Below are 18,655 nucleotides of genomic sequence, written 5' to 3' on the forward strand. Positions count from 1 at the left end.
ATGACCCCACCACGCAGATTGACTGAACGGGCATTTGTTTTGGTACTTGCCGCGTTTTTTGCATGGATACCGCCCTTGGTGGGGGTCTTTTCCCTTGATGGGCAAATCTTTGGTCTGCCGATCCTGTTTGTGTATTTCTTTGCCGGATGGGCTGTCCTGATTGCACTTTGCGCCATTCTCACCCGCTCGTTGCGTAAAGTCGCCCAGTCAGAGAGGCCATAGACTATATGCTCTCCTCTGAACTGGTCATCTTGGTATCGATCGGATATGTCGGCTTGCTCTATACCATTGCATGGTGGGGCGACAAACGCGCGCGCGACGGGCGATCATGGGTTCGCAACCCAACCGTCTATACGCTGTCTATTGCGGTATATTGCACATCCTGGACCTTTTACGGGGCGGTCGGCACGGCCGCGCGTAACGGGCTTGAATATCTGACCATTTACCTTGGCCCAACGGTGATCTTCCTTGGCTGGTGGTTTTTGCTGCGCAAGATGCTGCGCATTTCCAAGGCGCATCGGATTACCTCGATTGCCGATTTTATCTCGTCGCGTTACGGCAAAAGCACACAACTTTCCGTGCTGGTCACCTTGATCGCGGTGATTGGCACCACGCCCTATATTGCCCTTCAGCTCAAAGCGATTGCCACCAGCTATACGGTTCTAACCGTCTGGGATTACGGCATGACCCAACCGGTTGTCGAAACCATAAGCGTGTTTTCAGACAGTGGGTTCTGGGCAGCCGTTGGGCTGGCGCTTTTTGGTATTCTGTTTGGCACACGCTTCATTGATGCCGATGAACATCACGAAGGCATGGTTGCGGCCATTGCCTTTGAAAGTCTGGTAAAGATGTTTGCCCTTCTGGCGGTTGGCATCTTTGTTTGCTTTGTGATGTATGACGGGATTGATCACCTGTTTTCACAGGCACTCAACACGCCTGACACCGCCAAGCTTTTGCAACTGCCCGAAGATGGCAGTGCGCGCTGGATGACATTGATGATGCTGTCGATGGCCGCCATCCTGTGCTTGCCGCGACAGTTTCAGGTCATCATTGTTGAAAATGTCGATGAACGCCATTTGCCCACCGCAAGCTGGGCCTTTCCGCTTTATTTGCTCGGTATGAACCTGTTTGTCCTGCCGATTGCCTTGGCGGGGCTTGGCGCCCTTCCGGCATGGTCGGACCCGGACTTTTTTGTCATATCCGTGCCGCTGTTTGAAGGCCAGTCGCTTCTGGCCCTTTTGGCCTATGTCGGCGGGTTGTCGGCGAGTACCAGCATGGTGATTGTTGCGACCATCGCGCTTTCTACCATGGTGTGTAATGACCTGATCGTTCCGGCCTTGCTGCGCATTCGGCCATTTCGCATGACCGAACGCGATGATTTGACGGGGCTTTTGATTTTCATCCGGCGCGCCTCCATCGTCGTAGTCGTATTTTTGGGCTTTGCTTATTACCGGTCCGCCGGGGCCAGTGATGCCCTGGCTGAAATCGGGCTGATTTCCTTTGCGGCCACGGCACAGTTCATCCCAATCATGATTGGCGGGCTGTATTGGAAAGGAGCGACCAAATCGGGCGCGCAGGTCGGACTTGTCGTCGGCTTCCTGATCTGGGGCTATACCCTTTTGCTGCCGTCGCTTGCCGATAGTGGCTGGATGAACCCGGACCTGATCCTGAATGGCGCATTCGGGCACCCCTGGCTGCGGCCCGAAAGCCTGTTTGGCCTGTCAGAGTTCGAACCGTTAACCCATGCGCTGATCTGGTCGATCTCGCTTAATACCGCATTTTACGTTCTGATCAGCCTGTTCACATCGCCAAGTGCGCTCGAACGCATTCAGGCCACCTTGTTTGTCGATGCCTTTTCGCGCAAGGGTCAGGATACCGTTATCTGGCGGTCATCGGCCTCGGTCGATGATCTTTATGAACTTGTCGAACGGTTTTTGGGCCGTGAACGCGCGTTTCATTCGTTCCGTGATTTTGGTTGGGAAAAAGACACCCCATGGCGCGGCAAGGGGGAAGCAAATGCCGATATGATTGCCTTTACCGAACGGCTTTTGGCCGGGTCGATCGGGGCCGCATCGGCACGTGTGATGGTCTCATCGGTGGCCAAGGGCGAAATGGTCAGCCTTGAGGAAGTGTTGGAAATCCTTGAGGAAACATCGCACGTTATTGAATATTCCCAGCGCCTTGAACAAAAATCGGCGGAGCTTGAAAAGGCTGCTGCCGAGCTGCGCGCCGCCAATGACCGGCTCAAAGAACTCGACCGGCTTAAGGATGAATTCCTGACCATGGTCAGTCACGAATTCCGAACACCTTTGACCTCTATCCGGTCATTTTCCGAAATTCTGGTCGACACCCCGACCCTTGACCACGAACGGGCTGAACATTTCCTCAGCATCATTGTACGTGAAAGTGAACGCCTGACCCGCCTGATTGATGATCACCTAGATCTGGCCCGACTTGAAGCCGGTCATTCCGATTGGCGGGCGATTGATGTTGATCCGCGCACCGTGCTTGATGAAAGTGTCGATGCGGTCAAAGGGTTGCTGGATCGCAAGGGGGTTGCACTTACCACCGATCTCGCCGCACAGACCGTAATGCTGCATGTCGATCGGGACCGCCTGACACAGGTGTTCATCAACCTGTTGTCGAATGCGGCAAAGTTTTCGGATCCGGAATATCCCAGCGTTTCTGTCCGGGGCGAGGCCATGGACGGTGGGTATCTGGTATCGATCACCGATAATGGCCGCGGCATTGCCCCCAACGAGCTTGAGATCATTTTTGACAAATTCTCACGCGGGGGAAAATATGCCGATGATAAGCCCAAACCATCGGGATCGGGATTGGGCCTGGCGATTGCCAAACATGTTGTTGAACATTGTCAGGGCAAAATATGGGCCGAAAGCCCACCGGGTAAAGGCGCGACATTCCGTGTCTTTATCCCCGGTCATGTGTTTGCCCCAAGCACATAACGACCCTTCAGGCACCAATCATGAATCGGGACGATCGCCTGTCAATGCGTCCGTCATTCTGCTGTGTCCAACCGCATCCTGACCACAGGCGCACGCTTTTTCGAGGACACTTTCGTCCACTCGGTCCCCAGCAGATATTTATATCAGTTTTTCAATATTCTATCGCAAATTTCACCCGTGCTTTCACCATAGGAACCCTATCCCATCAGGGATAATGGATAAATTTTAACTCGACTCACAGGATCGGTTCGATTAACACTGACGCACTTGGTTAATCGTTTAATCACGTCATTTAACTTGAAACAGTTTCACGTTTCTGCGGAGGCCCCCTTGGCTGCATCGCGTATCGGACCGAACATGACCCAGATCGCCAAAGCCGTTGGCGTGTCGTCGGCGACTGTGTCCAACGCGCTTTCTGGCAAGGGCCGCGTGTCGGCCGATCTGGTTGAAAAAATCCGCGCGACAGCCGCCGAACTTGGCTATGTCCCCAGCAATGCCGGGCGCGCGCTTCGCACGGGGCGATCCAATGTTTTGGGGCTGGTCCTGCCAGATATTTCCAATCCGCTTTTTCCCCAAATCGCACAGGCGATGGAAGTCGCCGCATCCAATGCCGGATACGGGGTTTTGATTGCCGATTCACGCGGTGATGTCACCACCCAGACACAGGCCATCGCACGGCTGATTGAACGCGGCGTTGATGGGCTGGTGGTTATTCCACGCCGCGGGACGCGCATCGGGTCGGTAAGCTGCCCGGTTGCCATGGTCGATACCCCGTCAACACCGGGCAACACCGTTTCAGCCGACCATTGGGAAGGCGGGGCCGAAATCACCCGCCACCTTCAGGATCTTGGCCATCGCAATTTCCTGTTTGTCGGCCATGATCAAGCATCAAACGTGCAAAATGACCGCATTGGCGGCATGAAAGCCGCCCTTGGTTCCGATACACGCCATCAGACGATCTGGATTGAAACGCTGCTCAATGCGCAGCCAGACCGCACATCGCTTGGCCTGATGGATCATGTAAAATCCGGCGTTACGGCGATTGCCGCGGTTTCGGATTTGCATGCCTTGCGCGTTCTGACCGAACTGCAAACAGCGGGCATCAAGGTTCCGCAACAGGTCAGCGTCACCGGTTTTGATGATCTGGTCTTTGCGCCGGTGGTTACTCCGTCGCTTACCACGGTGCATATGAACATGACGCAGATCGCACAAATCGCGATTGCCGCCCTGATCACAGAAATCGAAACCCCCAGAACAATTGATCCCAATATTGAACACAAGAACGGTGCAGCGGTTTCACACACCGTCAAAGCCGATACGTCCAAGGTTTCCATGGAACTGATGGTGCGCGCCTCAAGCGGCCCGGCAGTTTCACCCGCCACACCAAGCCCGAATGGAGAAATTCTATAATGGCGATTAAAAAGCTGATGATGGCATCTGCCGCGCTGATCCTAAGCGTTACCGCTGCCAAGGCCGAAGAAAAAACCCTGACCATTTCCGTTTATGGTTTTGCACAGGATGCCTTCAAGGAACACCTGTATGAGCCGTTCGAAGAAAAATGTGGCTGTGAACTGGTTGTTGAAACCGGAAACTCCGTCGAACGTCTAGCCAAAATCGAAGCCAACAAGGAAAACCCGGTCATTGATCTGGCGGTGATTTCCATGCGCGATGCGCTTTCTGCGGCACGCAACGGCCTGACCGACAAAATCGACAACAGCAAGCTTGCCAATTTTGACAAGCTTTATGACATTGCCAAAGACCCCAATGGCGATGGCATGAGCATCGGCTACACCTTCTATGCAAGTTCGATTGCCTATCGTTCTGACAAGGTCACCATCAACAGCTGGGCCGATCTTCTGTCTGACGATCTTGCCGGGCGCGTGGCATTGCCAAACGTCACCACGACGCAAGGCCCGCTGACCCTTTATATGCTGGGCAAGGCGCTGGGCGATGAAGACCCGTCGCTTAAAACTCCGATTGCCAAAGTTGGCGAGAAAAAAGACGACATCGTCACCTTCTATGTCCGGTCGTCCCAACTGGTTCAGTTGATGCAGCAAGAAGAAATCTGGGCCGCACCGATTGGCCGTTTTGCATGGGCCGGTTTTTCCAAAATGGACATGCCGATCAAATGGGCCACCCCCAAGGAAGGCCAGTCTGGCGGCATGAACGTTATGGTCCTGACCAAAGGCAGCAAGAACCGCGATCTCGCACTTGAGTTCATGGATTTCTGGTTGTCGACCGACATTCAGACCGCCCTGGCCGAGAACCTTGTCGACAGCCCGGCCAACAAGGATGTCGTGGTATCTGATGAGGTTGCCGACAATCTGACCTATGGCGCGGAAACGGTTAAGAACCTCCATCTCATCCCATCTGAAGTTGCACTTGATAACCGTGAAAACTGGTTATCGCAATGGAACAACAAGGTCGGCCAATAAGACACTGGATCTGAATTCGGGGCTGGTGACCGCACCGGCCCCGATGATTGATCCAAGACGCTAAACGCGACGCCCCACCTCCCCGTCGCGCCACCATTTACTTAACTTATCGACGACAAGGTTGCTGAGATGTTTCAGAACCGGGCCGAGGCCTTTGCGCTGGTCCTGCCTGCCGCGATCTTTGCCGGTGCCATCTTTTTGGTGCCCGTGGTGATCCTTCTTTCCGAGGGATTCCGATCCGGTGATAGCTGGACAATACAAGCCTATATCGACTTTTTTGCGCAGCCGCTTAATCAGGCGGTGTTTCTGCGTACCCTGAAACTCGCTGCCATGGTCACAGCCGCCTCCGCAGTCATTGGTTATGCCGCAGCCTTCGCAATTGTCAATTTGCCCCCCAAAGGCAAAGGCCGCATTACCGGGCTTGTGGTCCTGCCGTTGATGATTTCGCCGGTTGCCCGGACATATGCATGGATCGTCATTCTGGGGCGTACCGGCATTGTCAACGAGGCCCTAGTTGCTGTGGGCTTAAGCGATGAACCGATCCGGTTCCTGTTTACCGAAACCGCGGTGTTTATCGGGCTATTGCAACTGTTCTTGCCGTTGATGATCATTTCGCTGATCAGCGCGCTTGAGAATATGCCGCGCGATGCGGTCCCCGCCGCACGGGTTCTGGGTGCGAACTGGCTTCAGGTGTTTACCAAGGTCATCCTGCCACTAACCAAGGAAGGTCTGGTTATTGGCGGAACACTTGTGTTTACCGGCTCCATGACCGCCTATATCACCCCGGCCATTCTGGGTGGATCGAAGGTCTTGATGCTTGAAACGTTGCTGTACCAGCGTGTGACGATGGCCAATGATTTTGTCTCGGCCTCGGTCATTGCCCTTATCCTGATTGTGATGGCGTTTGCCGCCAACCTTCTGCTCAAACGACTGGCAACTGCGAGGAACAAGCGATGAGTAACAAGCTTTATGCCCCGATCATCCTGTTGCTGGTTCTGGCCTTTTTGATCGGCCCATTCATCATCATCATTGCCGCGTCGCTGTCAGCGGGTGAAACGTTATCCTTCCCGCCACAAGGATTGTCGCTGCGCTGGGTGATCAAGGTGTTTGAGGTCGAAAGTTTCCGGGCCAGTTTTGGCATTTCGATGTTTCTGGCGATTGGCGGTACGATTGCCGCCCTGATCCTTGGCATCCCGGCAAGCTATGCGCTGTCGCGCTATAAGGTGCCGGGTGCCGAAACCATCCGCACCATCGTGTCATCGCCGATCATTGTGCCCGGTATCATCGTTGGCTTGGCTTTGCTGCGTTATTTCGTGGTGCCGTTTAATTTCGGCATACTGTTTGCGCTATTTCTGGCCCACACCGCGTTGATCCTGCCCTATGCGGTGCGGGTGGTGTCGGCCAGCCTGACCAACCTGCGCTCCGACATCGAAGAAGCCGCCGTGCTTTTGGGCTGTTCGCGCGTTGGGGCCTTTTTCCGGGTGGTGATGCCCAATATCCGGGGTGGCATTCTGGCCGCCTTCATTCTGGGGTTTGTCACCAGCTTTAATCAGGTGCCCGTGTCGCTGTTTCTGTCTGGTCCGGGTGTGCGCACCCTGCCAATCGACATGCTCTCCTATATGGAGATCACCTATGACCCATCGGTCGCAGCCCTGTCTGCGCTGCTTGCTTTCATGTCACTGGGCATTGTCTTTCTGGCCGAACGTTTCCTAGGATTTTCCCGCTATGTCTGATTCCCGTTTTCTATCACTTGAAAAACTGACCCTGTCCTATGGCAAAAACGTTGCCGTGCCGGAAATGGACCTTGATATCGCCAAGGGCGAACTTGTCGCCCTGCTTGGCCCGTCAGGCTGTGGCAAAACCACAACCATGCGCGCCATTGCCGGGCTGATGGAACCGGCATCGGGCGCCATTGTTCTGGACGGCGCAAACATCACCCGCGTTCCAGCCAACAAACGCCCGGTCGGGCTGGTGTTTCAATCCTATGCGCTTTTCCCGCATCTCAACGTTTATGAAAACGTCGCCTTTGGCCTGAAACTGATGGGGGTTAAGGGCAAGGACCTTGAAACACGTGTAAACGATGGCCTTAAAACCGTTGGCCTGTCGCAATATGCCACGCGCAAACCCGCCGAACTTTCCGGTGGCCAGCAACAGCGCGTGTCCCTTGCCCGATCCATGGTGATGGAACCCAAGGTCTTGCTGCTTGATGAGCCGCTTTCGAACCTTGATGCGCGCCTGCGACTTGAAATGCGCACCGAGCTACAGCGCGTGCAAAAAGAAAGCGGCGTGACGATGATCTTTGTCACCCATGATCAGGTCGAAGCCCTTGCCATGGCCGACCGCATCATTGTGATGCTGGATGGTCATATCGAACAGATCGGAACCCCTGAAGACATCTATAACAACCCGGCGTCCGATTTCGTGGCCGACTTTGTTGGTTTTGAAAACGTCTTTGAACGGGTCGGTGACACCATCAAAACCGCAAATGGCGACGTTGCCATTTCGGGCGACATTGATGATGCGACCAAGGGTCTTGCCTGGCGTCCGTCCATGGTGACCTTGGGCGAAGGCCCCTATGAGGGAACCGTGCGCGGCACATCCTTTGCCGGGGGCACGCGCGAATATCTGCTTGATACCCCGCTTGGACAGATCAAGGCCGAATGTGATGCCGCCCTTCCGGCACATGATTTTGGCGCAGTGCTTAAATTTGATCTTCCGGTCGCCAAAGCCGCCCAGCTTGCCCGTACCGGGAGCCTGTAATGGGACTTTGGATCGACACCGATATGGGGTTTGACGATCTGGCTTCTGTGCTGGTTCTAGCCCATGCCGGACGCCTGATTGACGGCATGTCTTTGATTGCGGGCAACAGTCCGCTTGAAACCGTGCGCAGCAATGCGGCCAGTGCGGCAAAACTGTTTGGCTGGGATTTTCCGATCTTTACCGGACGTGAAAAGGCTGTCCTAGGGGGGCTTGAAACCGCACAGGCCATCCTTGGCCCACGCGGCATGCAAAGTGCAGGCGCACATTTACCTGAATGTCGCCCCCTTACTGAACGCTGTGCCTTTGGCGCCCTGTGCAAGTGGCTTGAACAACCTGCCCTTGGGGATGACAAGAAACATATTCTGGCCCTTGGCCCACTTGGCAATCTTGCCGCTTTGGCCTTGGCCCGTCCTGATTTGGCCCGCAAGATTGATCAAATCACTTGGATGGGCGGTGCGGCGGGGCGCGGCAACCATACTGCCCTTGCCGAATATAATGCCTTTGCCGATCCCGAAGCGCTGGCAATTGTACTGGCCCATGAATTGCCTGTTCGCATGGTTGAACTTGATCTGTGCCGCAAGGTTATTGCGACCCCGGACGATGTCCATGCCATCCGCATTGCGGGCGGCCAGAATGCAAGCCTTTTGGCCGATCTGACCGACGGCTACATCAATATCGGGATTTCACGTGGACGCAGTGGCATGGCGATTTTTGATCCGGTTGCCGCAATTACACTCCTTGACCCTGACGTTGTGCAATTTGCCAACACCCATGTCGCGGTTGACACGAGCCATGGTGTCGCGCGGGGGCAAACCCATATTGATCCCACCGCAACCGCCAAATTCAATGCGCAATATGGTGTCACGGTTGATGCTGATCGTGCACGCACCATGATCTTTGACGCGCTAAAGGCAGAAGCCGCAAAATGACAGACCGAAATTCAGAACCCCTTGACCTGCATGACGATGCCTTACGCGCGCGCGCGGTTGCTGCTGCCCGTGGCGATGCCCCGTTTGACGTGCTGATCGTCGGTGGAAAAATCGTTGATATGGTCACCGACGAAATCCGCCTTGCCGATATTGGCATTGTTGGAAAAATGATCGCCAGTGTCCACGAACCCGCCACCCGAAGCGACACCCGCACCCTGATCAGTGCACGGGGCAGGTTTATCAGTCCGGGCCTGATCGACACGCACATGCATGTTGAAAGCTCGATGACGACGCCTGCGACCTACGCCGCAACCGTCGTGCCACGCGGTGTCACCACCACGGTCTGGGACCCGCATGAATTTGGCAATGTGCTGGGGCTTGACGGGGTTCGATGGGCAACCGATGCGGTGCGTGATTTGCCGTTGCGCGTCCTTACCCTTGCGCCGTCCTGCGTTCCCGCCGCACCGGGGTATGAAGTATCAGGGGCTGATTTTGATGGCGATGCCATGACCGAAATGCTGTCATGGCCAGACATCCACGGCGTTGCCGAGGTCATGAACATGCGCGGTGTCATTGACCGTGACCCACGCATGAGCAGCATTGTCCAAGCGGGCCTGACATCGCAAAAACTGGTGTGCGGCCATGCACGGGGACTGGAAAACAGCGACCTTGCCGCCTTTATCGTTGCCGGCATCGGATCCGACCATGAGTTGGTGTCAAACGACGATCTGATGGCAAAACTGCGTGCCGGGCTGACGATTGAGATGCGCGGATCGCATGACCATTTGCTGCCGGGGTTTGTGCAAACCCTCAATGAGCTTGGATTCCTGCCGCAAACCGTCACACTTTGCACAGATGATGTTTTCCCCGATGATCTGGCCAACGCAGGCGGGCTTGATGATGTTGTGCGGCGTTTGGTGCGTTATGGTATGAAAGCCCAATGGGCCTTGCGCGCCGCAACGCTGAATGCCGCCACACGTCTGGGCCGCAATGACTTGGGGCTCATTGCGGCCGGACGACGGGCCGATATTGTCATTTTTGATGACCTTGACGGCTTTGTCGCCCACACCGTTATTGCCAATGGCAAAATGGTCGCAAAATCTGGTGAACTTCAAACACAGCCAACGGCCCTTGACCCGGCCCCGCTGACCGACACCATGAAGATCGACACACTGACAGTCGATGATTTCCGCATTGCTGCGACCGGTGACAAAGTTCGTATCGCCACCATTGATCGCCCGCGCTTCACCCGCTGGGGCGAGGTTGAGGCAGACGTCAAAGACGGTTTTGTCATCCCGCCCGATGGTACGACTTTGATCGCAGTCGCGCATCGCCACGGCAAGGTTGATGGCACACCACGTGTTGGCCTGTTGGAAAACTGGGGCACTTGGCGCGGTGCGGTTTGCACCACTGTTTCACACGACAGCCACAACCTGACTGTTTTTGGCGGCAACCCCAAAGACATGGCAATTGCCGCCAATGCGGTCATCAAGGCCGGTGGCGGAATGGCGGTTGCGTCAAACGGTAGACTTGATGCGATCTTGCCGCTGCCGCTGTGTGGTCTGGTGTCCGATGCCCCGATGGATCAAGTCGCCGAACAATTCTCCCACATCCGGGCGGCCACCGATGCCATCGTTGACTGGAACCCGCCGTATCTGGTGTTCAAGGCGCTGTTTGGCGCGACCCTTGCGTGCAACGCGGGGCCCCACCAAACGGATCGCGGCATTGGCGATGTCGAAATCGGTAAACTTCTGGAATCGCCGGTGCTGAGTTCCCAGTAATCAACGACAGAAATTTCCGCACAATCGCGATGAAAAGGGCGATGAAAAGGGGCGGGTAATTCCGTCTCTTTTCATTTTAAATGTCACTCCCGTTGGGGATGCCCAGATGACGCAATCGCGTTTTTCTTGAAGTCTTCAAGATTTTTGGCACCTGCGAAAATCAGGTTGCTGTGCATTTCATCCATCAGCATTGAAAGCGCGTCAAAGGCCCCTTCCTCACCCGCCGCGGCCAAACCATAAAGCGGTAAACGCCCGACCAGAACGGATCGACTGCCAAGGGCAAGGTATTTCAAAACATCGCTGCCACGGCGCACGCCGCTATCGGCCATGATAGCAATCTTTTCGCCAACTGCAGCGGCGATACCGGGCAGGACGTTTGCCGGGGCCGGGGCGACATCAAAGTTCCGCCCGCCATGGGCCGAAACCACAATGCCATCGGCACCAGCCTTCACCGATTGCACCGCGTCCTTCTCCGACAGGATGCCTTTGATGATGATCTTTCCAGACCAGCGATCACGAATTTGCGCAATGTCATCCCAACCAAGGCCGCTTTCAATTTGAACGTCTTGAGCGACGGCATCGCGGGTGATTGCCGTTTTGAATTCGGCAGGATAATGCGCGTAGCTGGGCATGCCGCTTGTCATTGAATACCGCATCATGACCGATCCTAGCCAAGCCGGTCGGGATAGAACATCCACCACCCCGCGAACTGACGGCACGAAGGGAACAGAAAACCCGTTATGCTGGTTATATTCGCGTTTTGGCGACAGCGGCGTATCCACCGTAATTACAAGCGTTGACACCCCGGCATTGCGCGCACGATCAAGCAATTGCCACGTCAGCTCCCGGTTCTTCCAGACATAAAGCTGAAGCCAAAGTTCAGAATCTGGCGCACCTTTGCGAATACCCTCAATGCTGGTGACCGATTGGGTCGACACACAAAACGGTATCTGCAACCGGCTGGCCGCGCGCGCAAGTTTAACTTCCCCGTCATAGGAGACCAATCCGGCCAAGGCCGTAGGCGCCACGATTAACGGTGTGGGATAACTGCGATCAAACAGCTCTGTTGTCATGTCACATTGCGACTGGCCGGAAAGAACGGATTGCTTGAATTTGATACGGTCAAGTGAATGGCGAATATCGGCCATGGCCAGTTCGGCCTCCGTGCCGCGGTCGATATATTCAAACAATCCTTTGGGAAGGCGTTTGCGCGCAGCCCCCCGAAAGTCTTCGGCATTCAAGAGTCTGGCCATCGATCAGCTCGTTAATACCCACAGTACAACTGCTTCTTCCGGGCCTTTGCGGGTCCAGACATGTTCGGCACTGGCGTCATAATACATCGAGTCACCTTCGTGCAGTTCCAGCGGCTCGTAAATCTTGCTGTGCACGACGACGGTTCCACTCAGGATGGTCATGAATATTTCGGCATCGGTTTTGGGCCAGACGTCGTATTCCTCAACATCGCGTGCAACCACACGGGTCTTTATCGGCGTGATCCGCTTGTTTTTAAGATCCGCACATAAAAGCTTATTATCGCAGTTGCCTGACAGATGCGGTTTTCCTTCTTCTGCCCGTGTAACACTGCGACGGCCAAGCAGGGTGGGTTGGGTTTCCGGATCGGCCAGCAGGCTTAGCACATCCATTTCAAATCCGCGTGCAATGCGCTGGATCGTTGAAATGGTCGGCGAAAGCTCACCGCGTTCAATTTTGGAAAATGCGGATGCCGAAATTCCCGATGCCTTGCTGGCAACCTGCAAGGTCCAGCCACGCCCTTTGCGCAGTTGATGCAACCGTGGTCCAATTTCGTCGGATTTATTGCTGGCGGGATTACCCTGCCGACGGTTGGACTGGAAATCTTCCAGATCGACGTTCATTCCGTAATATTCCTTTTGCAAACATCGTCACTTATGTGTCCGACCCCATATAGCCTGACAACCGTTACTTGAATCCACTGCGATTCCAATGAACCAACAGCAGCATATCCCATCTTGGGAAATATGCCACATTTGATAAAAAATATACTATAGGAAAATTTTTATCGTATTTTGTTGACATCAGTCATATCGGATATATTCTGATTTCACCGGATGCAAACCGATTTTGCGATGCTCTTCTCGCCCAATCGTCGCTGCACAACCTTTCGGATGCATCCGGTAACAAAGCCGTCAATTGCAGCCCGGCATGAATGCCCGGCGCAACTGATCATAACTTTATCAGGGAAATACCAGGCCACCTTCGAAGCGCCACTGCTTTGTCCGTTGCCCGGTAAAGGAGAAAGAATGACCTTCATTCGGAAACTTCGGCATGCCACCCTCGCCGCCACCATCGGCCTTGGCACCGTACTGTCCGCATCCGCCAATGCACAAACCATTGTCAAATTCGCCCATGTTGATGGCGAAGGCGACCTTTTGAACAATCCCTACTGGACCTTTACCGAAGTTTTCGACAACGTCCTTCAGAACCAGTCTGGCGGACGATACAAGCTTGAAGTCTTCCCGAATGGTCAGCTCGGCGATCTTGAATCCCTTGCCGAACAGAACGCTATTGGCGTCGTTGACATGGTTGGCGGTTTGAATGCGGGCCATCTGGCGGCCTATTACCCACCCGCACAGATTCTCGAAATGCCCTACACCTTCCCGACCACCGAAGTCGCCCGCAAAGTTCTCAACGAAGGGCCATTTGGCGACAAACTGGCGGACATGATTGCAGAAGGCAGTGGTGTACGCATCATGAGCTACCTGACCGGTGCATTTCGTAACTTCTCGAACTCGGTCCGCCCGATTCACACCCCAGAAGACATGAAGGGCCTGAAAATTCGTACCCAGACTGTCCCGCTGCACATGGAAATGGTCAAGGCACTTGGCGCATCACCAACCCCGATTGCCTGGGCGGAACTTTACAGCGCACTTCAGACCGGCGTTGTCGATGGTCAGGAGAATGCCCCTTACACCATGCTTCTGACCAATCTTCAGGAAGTACAAAAGTACTATACGCTCGATCATCACCTGATCAACATGCCGCTAATTACCATCAATGATGATTTTTATCAGGGCCTGAGCGACGAAGACAAAGTGATTTTTGACAATGCCACACAGGAAGCAACCTTTGCGATGCTTGGCATTATTGCGGCCAAAGAATCACAGGACCTCAAGATTATTCGCGATGCCGGCGTCGAAATTTATCAGCCGACCCCGGCCGAGTTCCAGCAATTCGTTGACGCCACCAAAGAACCAATCCGTGCCTTCATGGAAGAAAAGGTTGGCGCCGAGTTGATCGACGAACTTGAGGCAGCCGTCAAAGCCGCACAGGAATAAAATGACAAGGCCCGGGAACCAAGATTTCCGGGCCTTTTCTATAACCTTGCATTTCCTGACTGTTCTGGCGCTTTCTTAGACATTGAGCCATCGACAGCCCATGCGGTGCAAGTTGCGCTCGACCAGTTCGCACGCTGTTCTGATATCCGTGTTGCCATCCGCAGAAAACACGGTCCGAGAGAGGACCTCCAATGCTTCTGTTCCTTGAAAAACTATCGACGACCATCGCAACCCTGACGTCGATTGCTGCCAGACTGATGCTGGCATCGGTCGCGGTTGTCCTGTTCGTTCAGGTCGTTCTACGTTTTGGTTTCAGCTTTTCGCTCCCTTGGCCCGAAGAAGCATCACGCTTTTTGATGATCTGGGTCGTCATGCTGGGCGGCAGCCTGCTTGTTCGCGATGAACAACTGGTCTGTGTTGATTTCTTCGACGCCTTCTGGCCGCGCCGGTGGCTTGGCTATCGCAATGCCTTTTTCCGTTTGCTGCTCGCAGGGCTATTGGCTGTCCTGCTTGTCAAAGGCTTTGATTCGGCAATCTTTGGCCTGCGTCGCACCTCCGCTGCACTGAACCTTTCATGGTTCTGGATTTATCTTGCCGTTCCGGTCGGAGCCGCCTTGATGCTTTTCCACATGGTTGTTCTTGCCCTTCGCGACATCATTAAAGGTCCGGACGCAGAACAGGAAGCATCACTTTTACGCGCAGAGCTGTAAGGGCACACTATGGATTACGCACTTATCACCATGATCGGGTTGCTGCTGCTGCTGATGTTCCTCGGCAGCCCCGTGATCTTTGCCATCGGCTTTGCCGGTCTTTCCTATTTCTTCGTCAAACCCGGCATGACCGACATGCTGCACATGTTTTCCCACAAGTTCTTTACGGGAATGGATGTCTTCATCTGGTTGTCGATTCCACTGTTTATCATCGCCGGCGAGATCATGACATCTATCGGGATGACTGACAGACTTGTCCAGTTCTCGCGCCTTCTCGTGGGGCGCTGGCGCGGTGGTCTTGCCTATGTCAACGTTGTCGGGTCGATGATGTTTTCAGGTGTCTCGGGCTCGGCACTTGCCGATATCTCCGCCTTGGGTCCCGTCGAAATCGACATGATGAAAAAGGACGGATATGACGCGGACTTTGCCGCCGCGGTCACGGTAAGCTCGGCCATTCAGGGGCCGATCATCCCACCGTCAATCCCGTTGATCATCTTTTCAAGCCTGACCAACACATCGGTTGCCGCACTGTTCCTTGGCGGGGCTATTCCAGGTGCCTTGATGGGGATCGCGCAGATTATCGTGATTTATTTCATTGCACGTAAAAACAACTTCCCGGCCAACCCGATCAAAGCCCTGACCCTTGGTCTGGCATTTAAGATTTTCTACAATGCCTTCTGGGCGTTGTTCATGCCGCTGATCATTATTGGCGGGATCATTTCAGGTATTTTCACAGCCACCGAAGCCGCATCCATCGCGGTTGCCTATGCCATTGTTGTGGGTATCTGTGCATATCGCAGCCTGTCGCTGAAACAGCTTTGGGCCATCCTTGATCGCGCGGTGCGCACCTCGGCCTCGGTCTATCTAATTGTTGGCTTTGCCAGTGTCATCAGCTGGATTTTGGCCAATGAACGGGTGCCATCCGAGCTGACCATGCTGGTCGAAACACTCGACCTGCAACCCTGGATGCTGTTGCTTTGTCTGAACATCTTTTTCCTGATCAACGGTCTGTGGATCGGGGATTCTGTTCAGCTGTTGCTGTTTGCCCCGCTTTTCACCCCGATCGTTGCGGCGATGGGTGTCGATCCGGTGCAGTTTGGCGTGATCATGGTGGTCAACGTCATGATCGGCCTAATGACACCGCCCTATGGACTTGGCTTGTATCTTGGATCAGCCATTAGCGGACAGCCCCTCGCCAACATTGTCCGAAAAAGCTTCCCGTTCCTGATATCGAACCTGATCGTCTTGATGATCGTGACCTACATCCCGGCGGTGTCACTGACCCTGCCACGACTGTTTGGCTTCTTGAACTAATCACAATATCGCCACCACCCAAAAGACAAGAGACTTCACATGACGCTTACCAAAAACGATATCAATGGTCTTTATACCGCCATTGTAACGCCCTTCACCGAAGACAAATCCGTCGATCACAAAGCGTTATCTGATCTGGTAACCCGGCAACTTGCAGCGGGTGCTACTGGCATCGTTCCGATTGGCGGGACCGGCGAATACCCGGCCCTGTCACGTCAGGAACGCAAGGACATTGTCAAAACCTGTGTCGATGCGGCGGGTAGCGCCCCTATCATTCCCGGCGTCCTTTCGACCGGCTTTCCCGATGCCATCGAAGCCGGCAAGGATTTTGAAGACGCCGGTGCGGCCGCAGTCATGACCGTGACCCCCTATTACGCAGCGGGCACACAGGATGGCATGCGCGAATATTTTGCCAATTACCGCAATGAAATCGGTGTTCCGGTTTTGCTTTATGAAATACCGCGCCGCACGACTGTCGCAACCAATGCCGAAACCATTCAGGCCATGGCAGAAGACGGATCGATCATTGGTATGAAATGCTCGAACTACGATATGCCAGCGTTCATCAAAACCATGAAACTGGCCGGTGACAAAATGGCCATACTTAGTGGTGAAGAACCCCTGTTTGCCACCCATGTCACCATGGGCGCGAAAGGCGGGGTTTTGGCATCTGCCAACGTTTACCCAAAAATCTGGATTGAGGTCTTTAACCTTGCACGCCAGGGCAAGCTGAACGAAGCGCTTAAGCTTCAGACAAAGCTTGATACAGCAATTGATGCGATCTTCCGCGAAACCAACCCGGGGCCGCTTAAGAAATACATGGAAATGGCTGGTTATTCTGCAGGTGGCGTTCGCTTGCCGCTTGAAGGCCCGTCAGCCCCGACCATCACGGCACTTAAAACCGCATTCGATGCCGCATCACTTGCAAACGTAGCCTGATTTTTCTTTCCAAGGACCAGCCATGATTGATCGTCTCCAAAAAATCCTCGGCGATAAAGGTTTGATCACCGATCCTCAAGAAATGCACCCTTACTTGATCGATTGGCGCGATCGCAGGAAAGGTAACGCCGTGTGCGTTGCGCTTCCAGCCAATGTCGAGGAGGTCTCCCGGACGATGAAGGTGGCTGCCGAGGAAGGACAGCCGGTATTTCCCCTTGGGGGGAATACCGGCCTCTGCTATGGCGGGGTTCCTGAAAGCCCGTCACCCGAAGACAAACCCGGTATCGTGATTAGCCTTCAGCGGATGAAACAGATCCGCGAAATCGATGCAGCGGCCAATATCGCAACCGCTGATGCTGGTGTGATTCTGGCTGAATTGCACGAAAAATGTAAGCCCTACAAACGTCAGTTCCCACTGTATCTGGGCAGTGAGGGCAGCGCACAGATCGGCGGCCTGATTTCAACCAATGCCGGGGGAACCGGGGTTGTAAAATACGGACCGATGCGCGATCTGGTGTGCGGGATCGAAGTCGTTTTAGCCGACGGGCGGATTCTGACCGACCTTGAAGGGCTCAAGAAAAACAACACCGGGTATGACCTCAAACACCTGTTTATCGGGGCCGAAGGCACCCTTGGTATTGTCACCGGTGCCGCACTTCGCCTGCATCCGGAAAACACCAATGATGCCCATGCTTGGGTGTCGGTTGACAGCCCCGAAACCGCCGTGCGCCTGTTTACCGAATTTCAGGATAAATGCGGCCCTTATATCGAAGCCTTCGAACTGTTATCAGGCACTGAAATTGACGCGGTTATCCGCCACATTGACCGCATACATGTGCCGTTTGACGCCGTGCCCGATTGGTCCTTGATGATTGAACTGACCTCAACCGACACCTCCGTTGACCTCAATAGCGTCTTTGAGGAAATTCTCGGCGAAAACCTTGAAAACGGATCGGTTCTTGATGCCTTTATCGCCAGCAACTCCACACAGGCCGAACAGATCTGGCATGTGCGTCATTCTGTGACCGAAGCCAACAAACTCGAAGGTATGGGCCTTGTCCATGACGTTGCGGTTCGAGTGTCCAAAGTCCCGGCCTTCATCGCCAAGGCCAAGGATGTCACCGCAGAAAAATTCCCGATGGCGACACCAATTTTGGTCAACCATCTTGGCGATGGCAATGTCCATTACATCCTGATGTTCCCGCATGAGTATTGGAACAATCTGGCCGACCCCGATGCTGTGACCCACGATGTTCAGGCGTGTGTCCATGATATCGCCGCAAGTTTCGGTGGCACGTTTAGCGCCGAACACGGTGTCGGACGTAAACTGACCGACGAATTAAAACGCCTGTGTGATCCGCTGCGCTATGAACTGATGCAGACCGTCAAACGCAGCTTTGACCCGGACAACCGGATGAACCCGGGCGTACTGTTTGAACAGAAAAAGTCAAACTAACGCCAAACACACGCTACTAAACAGACAAAGGGCAGCGATCAAGCTGCCCTT

At 54.4% G+C, this 18,655-nt stretch carries 16 protein-coding genes; 14 read left to right on the top strand and 2 right to left on the bottom strand.

Translation table 11 applies throughout. The features are described from left to right. From COO92_RS13060 to COO92_RS13100, 9 genes are all read left to right on the top strand, one after another. Positions 1 to 222, top strand: coding sequence for a hypothetical protein (locus tag COO92_RS13060; protein WP_022731446.1), 222 nt, complete (start codon positions 1 to 3; stop codon positions 220 to 222). A 5-nt stretch (positions 223 to 227) separates the two neighbouring features. After that, positions 228 to 2,966 carry a sensor histidine kinase gene (locus COO92_RS13065; protein ID WP_101302768.1) on the top strand — a complete coding sequence of 913 codons (2,739 nt, stop codon included), beginning with the start codon at positions 228 to 230 and terminating at the stop codon, positions 2,964 to 2,966. A 330-nt stretch (positions 2,967 to 3,296) separates the two neighbouring features. Then, on the top strand, positions 3,297 to 4,376 hold the full coding sequence (locus tag COO92_RS13070) for a LacI family DNA-binding transcriptional regulator (protein WP_165792353.1): 1,080 nt from the start codon (positions 3,297 to 3,299) through the stop codon (positions 4,374 to 4,376). Further along, on the top strand, positions 4,376 to 5,401 hold the full coding sequence (locus tag COO92_RS13075; protein ID WP_240626431.1) for an ABC transporter substrate-binding protein: 1,026 nt from the start codon (positions 4,376 to 4,378) through the stop codon (positions 5,399 to 5,401). Before COO92_RS13070 ends, COO92_RS13075 begins: the two co-directional genes overlap by 1 nt. Before the next feature lie 129 nt (positions 5,402 to 5,530). Then, a complete protein-coding gene (locus tag COO92_RS13080; RefSeq protein WP_101302770.1) occupies positions 5,531 to 6,358 on the top strand; it encodes an ABC transporter permease in 828 nt (275 codons plus the stop codon). Then, positions 6,355 to 7,134, top strand: a complete 780-nt coding sequence (locus COO92_RS13085) for an ABC transporter permease (RefSeq protein ID WP_101302772.1) — start codon at positions 6,355 to 6,357, stop codon at positions 7,132 to 7,134. The genes COO92_RS13080 and COO92_RS13085 overlap by 4 nt, the downstream gene beginning before the upstream one ends. Beyond that, positions 7,127 to 8,161: an ABC transporter ATP-binding protein gene (locus tag COO92_RS13090; RefSeq protein ID WP_101302774.1), complete on the top strand. Its 1,035-nt coding sequence runs from the start codon at positions 7,127 to 7,129 to the stop codon at positions 8,159 to 8,161. Before COO92_RS13085 ends, COO92_RS13090 begins: the two co-directional genes overlap by 8 nt. Beyond that, on the top strand, positions 8,161 to 9,090 hold the full coding sequence (locus tag COO92_RS13095) for a nucleoside hydrolase (protein ID WP_101302776.1): 930 nt from the start codon (positions 8,161 to 8,163) through the stop codon (positions 9,088 to 9,090). Before COO92_RS13090 ends, COO92_RS13095 begins: the two co-directional genes overlap by 1 nt. Further along, positions 9,087 to 10,871: an adenine deaminase gene (locus tag COO92_RS13100; protein ID WP_101302777.1), complete on the top strand. Its 1,785-nt coding sequence runs from the start codon at positions 9,087 to 9,089 to the stop codon at positions 10,869 to 10,871. The genes COO92_RS13095 and COO92_RS13100 overlap by 4 nt, the downstream gene beginning before the upstream one ends. A gap of 83 nt (positions 10,872 to 10,954) precedes the next feature. On the opposite strand, the gene COO92_RS13105 is transcribed toward COO92_RS13100, so the two are convergent. Both COO92_RS13105 and COO92_RS13110 read right to left on the bottom strand, forming a co-directional pair. Beyond that, positions 10,955 to 12,124 (bottom strand): alpha-hydroxy acid oxidase, encoded by a 1,170-nt coding sequence (locus COO92_RS13105; RefSeq protein ID WP_101302779.1) that lies wholly within the window; start codon positions 12,122 to 12,124, stop codon positions 10,955 to 10,957. 3 nt (positions 12,125 to 12,127) lie between these two features. Then, positions 12,128 to 12,745, bottom strand: coding sequence for a helix-turn-helix domain-containing protein (locus COO92_RS13110; RefSeq protein WP_101302781.1), 618 nt, complete (start codon positions 12,743 to 12,745; stop codon positions 12,128 to 12,130). Between the two features lie 405 nt (positions 12,746 to 13,150). Here COO92_RS13110 and COO92_RS13115 point away from each other — a divergent pair, with 405 nt between their 5' ends. The 5 genes from COO92_RS13115 to COO92_RS13135 all read left to right on the top strand — a co-directional run bounded on the left by COO92_RS13115 (position 13,151) and on the right by COO92_RS13135 (position 18,604). After that, on the top strand, positions 13,151 to 14,185 hold the full coding sequence (locus tag COO92_RS13115) for a TRAP transporter substrate-binding protein (protein WP_165792354.1): 1,035 nt from the start codon (positions 13,151 to 13,153) through the stop codon (positions 14,183 to 14,185). Between the two features lie 191 nt (positions 14,186 to 14,376). Further along, a complete protein-coding gene (locus COO92_RS13120) occupies positions 14,377 to 14,895 on the top strand; it encodes a TRAP transporter small permease (protein ID WP_101302785.1) in 519 nt (172 codons plus the stop codon). A gap of 9 nt (positions 14,896 to 14,904) precedes the next feature. Then, a complete protein-coding gene (locus COO92_RS13125; RefSeq protein WP_101302787.1) occupies positions 14,905 to 16,209 on the top strand; it encodes a TRAP transporter large permease in 1,305 nt (434 codons plus the stop codon). A 39-nt stretch (positions 16,210 to 16,248) separates the two neighbouring features. Beyond that, positions 16,249 to 17,148 (top strand): 4-hydroxy-tetrahydrodipicolinate synthase, encoded by a 900-nt coding sequence (gene dapA, locus COO92_RS13130; protein WP_101302789.1) that lies wholly within the window; start codon positions 16,249 to 16,251, stop codon positions 17,146 to 17,148. An 82-nt stretch (positions 17,149 to 17,230) separates the two neighbouring features. Next, positions 17,231 to 18,604 carry an FAD-binding oxidoreductase gene (locus COO92_RS13135; protein WP_276307568.1) on the top strand — a complete coding sequence of 458 codons (1,374 nt, stop codon included), beginning with the start codon at positions 17,231 to 17,233 and terminating at the stop codon, positions 18,602 to 18,604. Positions 18,605 to 18,655 lie beyond the last annotated feature (51 nt).

This window comes from Thalassospira lohafexi, from assembly GCF_002844275.1.
GTDB classification, from domain to species: Bacteria; Pseudomonadota; Alphaproteobacteria; order Rhodospirillales; family Thalassospiraceae; genus Thalassospira; species Thalassospira lohafexi.